At 73.6% G+C, this 5,312-nt stretch carries 6 protein-coding genes; 3 read left to right on the top strand and 3 right to left on the bottom strand.

The features are described 5' to 3' along the window. Positions 1–155 precede the first annotated feature (155 nt). Genes G6045_RS39055 through ybaK form a run of 3 tightly spaced genes read left to right on the top strand, consistent with a single transcriptional unit; the run spans position 156 to position 2,438 of the window. On the top strand, positions 156–1,160 hold the full coding sequence (locus tag G6045_RS39055) for a hypothetical protein (protein WP_165336996.1): 1,005 nt from the start codon (positions 156–158) through the stop codon (positions 1,158–1,160). 11 nt (positions 1,161–1,171) lie between these two features. After that, positions 1,172–1,921, top strand: coding sequence for an LON peptidase substrate-binding domain-containing protein (locus G6045_RS39050; RefSeq protein WP_165336995.1), 750 nt, complete (start codon positions 1,172–1,174; stop codon positions 1,919–1,921). A gap of 16 nt (positions 1,922–1,937) precedes the next feature. Further along, the gene (ybaK, locus tag G6045_RS39045) at positions 1,938–2,438 is read left to right on the top strand and encodes a Cys-tRNA(Pro) deacylase (protein WP_165336994.1); all 501 of its coding nucleotides are present in this window, start codon (positions 1,938–1,940) and stop codon (positions 2,436–2,438) included. Positions 2,439–2,599: 161 nt separating this feature from the next. Here ybaK and G6045_RS39040 read toward each other — a convergent pair whose 3' ends face one another. From G6045_RS39040 to G6045_RS39030, 3 genes are all read right to left on the bottom strand, one after another. After that, a complete protein-coding gene (locus tag G6045_RS39040) occupies positions 2,600–3,286 on the bottom strand; it encodes a hypothetical protein (RefSeq protein ID WP_165336993.1) in 687 nt (228 codons plus the stop codon). Between the two features lie 71 nt (positions 3,287–3,357). Beyond that, on the bottom strand, positions 3,358–4,176 hold the full coding sequence (locus tag G6045_RS39035; RefSeq protein WP_165336992.1) for an ABC transporter permease: 819 nt from the start codon (positions 4,174–4,176) through the stop codon (positions 3,358–3,360). Beyond that, positions 4,173–5,153 (bottom strand): ABC transporter ATP-binding protein, encoded by a 981-nt coding sequence (locus tag G6045_RS39030; RefSeq protein ID WP_165336997.1) that lies wholly within the window; start codon positions 5,151–5,153, stop codon positions 4,173–4,175. Before G6045_RS39030 ends, G6045_RS39035 begins: the two co-directional genes overlap by 4 nt. Positions 5,154–5,312 lie beyond the last annotated feature (159 nt).

Below are 5,312 nucleotides of genomic sequence, written 5' to 3'. Positions count from 1 at the left end.
GGTTTCGGGAAGGGGCGGGTAGGGGAAATCCCGCCCGCCGCAGGCGCAACCGGCCCGCAGACGGCGACGAACCCGCACCCCTCACCCCGCCGCACCCGAACCGTTACCCACCCCGCAGCAACCATCCGCCCAGCTCACCGGTCTTCCCCCGCACCATGGCACTGCTACGCGCCCTCATCAGCACCGCCCGCATGCTGAAGCACACCAAGCACCTCGCCGTCGGCCTGCCCGCCGACGACCAGGTGCTGCTCGACGCACCCGACGAACGCCTCGCCCCCGCCCTCGTCGCGGCGGGCCAGGACGAGTACGGCCCCGCCGCGACGCTCCTCGCGGCCACCCGTGAAGAGGCCGCGTGGGAGAACCGCGACCTGTACACCCGGCGCCTCGCCGCCTTCGCCCGCCACCGTCCCGACTGGTTCGAGCACTGGCTCGCGGACCGCCCGTACGACCCGGACGCCCTCCTGGTGAAGGCCGAGCTCGCCCTCGCCCGCGCCTGGGAGTCCCCCGCGTACGCAGAACTGCTTCGCGAGGCGGCTCCGTTGATCAGCGCCGCCGCCGAGGGCCACCCCCGCGACCCGGTGCCGTGGCGGCTCGCGCTCGACCACGCCCGCGGCACCCATGCCTCGCGTGCCGTCTTCGACGCGCTGTGGCAGCAGGCCATAGACCGCGCCTCGCACCACTACGGCTGCCACACCTCGGCGGTGCAGTACCTCTCGGCCGCCTGGTACGGCTCGCACCGCGAGTGCTTCGACTTCGCCGAACAGGCCGCCGAGGGCGCGCTGCCCGGCTCGCTGATCCACGCCCTGCCGGCCCGCGCCGCCCTCGCGTACCTCACGGGCCCCGGCTCCGCCGTCCCCCGCGAGCGCCTCGACGCCGCCGCCGACCGCGCGATCGCGCTCTCCGCGGGCTATGAGCCCGGCGACCCGTACCCGGCCGAGGTGCGCAATCTCCTCACGTACGTCCTGATCCGCCTCGAACGCTGGCAGGACGCCCTGGACCAGCTGCACCTGATCGGCCCGTACGCCACCTCGTTCCCCTGGGACCGCGTCTCGGACGACCCGCTGGGCCAGTTCCTCGAACTGCGCGACGGTGTCCGCCTCGAGGTCGCCGCGGGGACCCCCCTGTGCACACCGGCCAAACAGGCAGCTCGGGGCCACTAAGGTAGAGAGTCGTGACCACCGTCCGGCTTCCGCTCTTCCCGCTGAACACCGTGCTGTTCCCGGGACTCGTGCTGCCCCTGAACGTCTTCGAGGCGCGCTATCGGGCCATGATGCGCGATCTGTTGAAGTCCGTCCCCGAGGACTCGGAGGAACCGCGCCGCTTCGCCGTCGTGGCGATCCGCGACGGCCACGAGGTCGCCCTCGCGGCGCCCGGCCTCCCGGACCAGACGGCCACCGTCGAGAAGGGGCCCGCGGCCGGCTTCGGCGACGACCCGGCGAAGGCATTCCACTCGGTGGGCTGTATCGCGGACGCGGCCACCGTCCGCGAGCGCGCCGACGGCAGCTTCGAGGTCCTCGCGACCGGGACCACCCGCGTCCGTCTGGTCTCGGTGGACGCGAGCGGCGAGTATCTGACCGCCGAACTCGAAGAGCTCCCCGAGGAGCAGGGCGAGGAGGCCGGCGCGCTGGCCGAGGGCGTCCTGCGGGCCTTCCGCAGCTACCAGAAGCGCCTGGCCGGAGCCCGTGAGCGTTCCCTCGCCACCGGGGCCGAGCTGCCCGACGAGCCCTCGGTGGTGTCGTACCTGGTGGCGGCCGCGGCCGTGCTCGACGTACCGGCGAAGCAGCGCCTGCTCGAAGCCCCGGACACCGCGCGGCGGCTGCGCGAGGAGCTGAAACTCCTTCGCTCCGAGACCGCCCTGCTCCGTAACCTGCCTTCGCTGCCCGCGGTCGAACTGACCCGGGCGCCGACCAGCCTCAATTGAAGCGCGGAGCACCACGGTGGCGAAGAAGTCCAAGAAGCAGCAGCCCGGCGGCACTCCGGCGACGGTGGCCCTGACCGCCGCGGGCACCGCGTTCACGGTGCACAGCTACGAGCACGACCCCTCGCACCCTTCGTACGGCGAGGAGGCGGCGCAGGCGATGGGCGTGTCGCCCGAGCGGGTCTTCAAGACACTCGTCGCGGACGTCGACGGCGACCTGACCGTCGCCGTCGTCCCCGTGGCGGGCACCCTCGACCTCAAGGCCCTCGCCGCGGCCGTCGGCGGCAAGCGCGCGGCGATGGCGGACCCGGCGGCGGCCGAGCGGACCACGGGCTACGTACGCGGCGGCATCTCCCCGCTCGGCCAGCGCAAGAAACTGCGTACGGTCCTCGACGACTCGGCCTCCGCGCACGACACCATCTGCGTCTCGGCGGGCCGCCGCGGCCTCGAGGTCGAGCTGTCCCCGGCGGACCTCGCGACCCTCACGGACGCGGTGCTCGCGCCGATCGGCCGCGGCTGAGGCGTGCGGGCCCCCTAGGCGCAGAGCCCGTTCTCGGTTAAGTACCGAGAACATGTCGAAGAAGACGCGCAAGCGGAAGTGGCGGACCAAAAAGGGCAAGGCCAACCATGGAAGGCGCCCCGCCTAGCAGCGAGGCCAGGGCCTGACCCAAAAGCCAGGCCCTAGCTCGGACCCTGTGGCGTCCCGTAGCCGTCCTTGGGCTGCGGGGGCTGCGGGGCCTGCGGGGCGTCCCAGCCCGCCGCCTGGGCCGGCTCGGGATCCCGCGGCCCGAACAGCGCCGTGAGCGCCAGATGCACCGCGAGCGCGGCGATCGGCCAGGCGAGCAGCGCCCCCTTGGCGTTCAGCTCGAGCGGCGCGTCGAACGCCACCCCCTCACCGGCCGCCTTCGCGCGCGCCACGACATCGTCGCCGGGACCGAAGACCAGACCGAGCCGCCAGGCGACCACCGACGCGAGCAGTCCGCCGACGGCCAGCGCGACCACCAGCGGGATGCCGCCGTGCCGGCGCAGCAGGAAGACCAGCGCTCCGGTGACGGCGCCGCAGGCCAGGGCGAGCAGGATGAACGTGCCGTCCGCGCCGATCGCCTGCTCCCCCTCGGTGTCGTCGAGGAAGACGGACTTGCCGTCCGAGATCAGCGGCACGTGGGGCGTGAGCCACACCCAGAGCACCCCGAGCACGATGCCGGTCACCGCGAGCCCCAGGACGGTCAGGGCGGCGTCCCGTACCTCGGTGGCGAGCCCGGGACCGCCGGCCGCGTACGGCTCGGCGGGCACCCGGGGCGGGGCCTGCCAGGGGTCGCTCGGCTGGTTCGTGTGCGGCTGCTGGGGAGGCGTGTGGGGTGCGGTCACCCTGCCATCGTGCCAGGCCTCGCCGCCGGGCCCGGGGGGTGGGCCGCCGATCGGGGGTCGCGGGCCCGCGGTCAGCGCACCGCGGCCTTGCGGTACGCCCAGGTCGCGGCCGCCAGCGAGACCACCCCGACGCCGGCGCAGATCCCGAGGTCGAGCGCCACGGCGGCCCAGTCCGGGCTGCTGTCGAACGTACGGGCAAAGGCCTCGACGCCGTACGTGGAAGGCAGCAGATCCCGCGCGTACTGGAGCAGCACGGGCATCCCGTCCGCGGGCAGCACCCCGAGCAGGAGCGCCGCGGACATGCCCAACTGGCCGAGCAGCGTGGCCAGTTCGGGCCGTGGCGCCAGGAGCCCCAGCGCCGCGCCGAGCCCGGCGAGGGCGGCTCCGGCGAGCGGGATGACGGCGAGGAGCACCCACAGATGCGTCAGCGGCAGCCCGAACAGGACGCTGCCGACAACGGCGGTGACGATCGTGCCGGGCACGGTGAACGAGGCATACGCGGCCGCCGCCCCGAGCACCACCGACGAGGGCGGTACGGGCAGGGTCGCGTAGTGGTCGAGCCCGCCGCTGGCCCGCAGCTGCCCGAAGTACTGCGCGAGCAGATTGAGCGCCACGAACGCGACGACGAGGACCGAAGAGCCCGCCACGACGGCGCGTGCCTCGGACCCGCCGTCCACCACACCGCGCATCAGGATCATGATCCCGACGGACTGGAAGGTCGCCACGAACAGCAGCGGGATACGGGCCACCCGGGCCCGCGACAGCTGGGCGCGGTACACGGCGGCGAGCGACGGCAGCAGCCGCGCCCGCGGGGCGAGTTCACTCTCCCCCGTGCGCTTGCCGGCGGCGGTGACTGCCCCGGCGACGGCCTCGACAGGCACCACGCTCACGCCTTCACCAGCCCCTTTGCTCCGTCGGTCCGGCCGCCGAGTGCGAGATAGACGTCTTCGAGGCTCGGCGTGGCCAAGGTGAAGTCGTCCAGTGCCGCGAACGCCTCGCCACCGGTGACGGCGGCCACCGCGGCCCGCGCCTCATCGGGACCGAGCCGCAGCGTCCAGCGCCGGCCGGTCTCCTCGGCACTGGCGCGCAGCGCGGCCACCTCGGGCACGTCGAGCGGCGCTTTCTCACGCCATACGAGATCGAGGCGGACCTCACCGGCCACGGCGCTCTTGAGCCCGCCCGGGGTGTCGCAGGCGATGACGCGCCCTTCTTCGAGGACGGCCACACGGTCGAGCACGGTCTCGGCCTCGATCACGTTGTGCGTGACGAGCAGCACGGTGGTCCCCCGTTCGGCCCGGCGCCGGTCGACGGCGGCCCAGACGGCGCGGCGGGCGACGGGGTCCATCCCGGTGGTGGGCTCGTCGAGCACGAGCAGCGAGCGCTCGCCGACCAGCGCGGTGGCGAAGCAGGCGAGCCGCCGCTGTCCCCCGGAGAGCTTCTTGAGCGGCCGCGAGGCGAGGGATGCGAGCCCGAGCTCGTCGAGGACGGCGTCCCGCTCGACCCGGGCCTCCTTCAACGGAAGTCCGCGCAGCCGGGCCGTCGTCTCGGCCGCGAGGCCGACCGTCAGCTCATCGAGCGCCGAGGACTCCTGCCCCAGATACGCGAGCAGCCGCGCGGCACGTTCGGGGTGGCGCACGATGTCGTGCCCAAGGATCTCGACGCTCCCGGAATCGGGCCGCATCAGTCCGGTGAGCTGCCGCACCAGGGTCGACTTGCCTGCGCCGTTGGGCCCGAGCAGCCCGAAGATCTCCCCGCGCCGTACGTCGAGCGAGATCGCGTCGGTGGCCCTGACGTCGGGCGTCGCGGGCACACCGCGCCGCCCGCGCGTAGCGGGGTAGGTCTTGACCAGGTCACGTACGACGCACACGGCGTCATCGCCGTGCCCCGCGCCCGATCCAGTGCGCACACTCACGACGGAGCAGCCTACGGGACCGGACAGGCCCACTTTGCCCCACCCCTACGATCAGCCCCAATTCAGCCCCTGCGGCGTTTGAGCAGATCCGAACGAAGTTCGGATGCCGGGGCC

The sequence above is a fragment of the Streptomyces mesophilus genome, assembly GCF_011044995.1.
Taxonomy (GTDB): domain Bacteria; phylum Actinomycetota; class Actinomycetes; order Streptomycetales; family Streptomycetaceae; genus Streptomyces; species Streptomyces mesophilus.
Note: the sequence above shows the minus strand (reverse complement) of the source record. Positions and strands in the feature narration are given on the sequence as shown.